This window comes from Vibrio sp. 1978, from assembly GCF_033344345.1.
In genome coordinates, this window is record NZ_JAWPOP010000865.1 from 1 (window position 1) to 553 (window position 553).

General features: G+C 44.3%; 1 pseudogene. It reads right to left on the reverse strand.

The features are described 5' to 3' along the window. Positions 1 to 532 (reverse strand): annotated as a pseudogene (locus R8N49_RS29560) (replication initiation factor family protein); the annotation flags it as partial. Between the last annotated feature and the right edge of the window lie 21 nt (positions 533 to 553).

The following is a 553-nucleotide window of genomic DNA, read 5'->3' on the forward strand; positions in this document are numbered from 1 at the left end:
GGAAGTCATCGACTGCAAGGTCGATTCGAGATAGACGGTTACAGTCGAGAAGATCTAACCACCAATGCAAACGGAATGCACTTGTGTGCTCAAAAACGTGTTTGCACCCTAGCCCCTCAATTTGGAAATAACAGGTTCCACGGTTGCCACCCAAAGCAACAAATCCAACGTGCTTATTAGAGTGTTTGGTCATCAAGTGACATGAATCCTCGTAACCGTATAAACCCTTACCACGCCAAGGCGACATGCGAAGGCCAAGAACGTGCAAGCAAAAAACCTCCAAACGTTCCATCATTGCAACGTTCCATTGTTGTTTGTATCGCTCGATTAACTTTTCTTTTTGCTCAGGAGTTTTAGCCATGCGGTAATTTGGCTTAGGGATTGGAGCCCAAATAGCAGAAGAAAGATCTGACTTGTGAGCGTGACGCAAAGATGAGTAAGGGATTGTCCAGGACAGGTAATCAACAAAAACAAAAGGACTCGCCTCAGTATCGATTTCCAATTCTTCAGGGGTGAATACTTGTTTTTTCATGTTCTCTGAAAACCTGTCAAG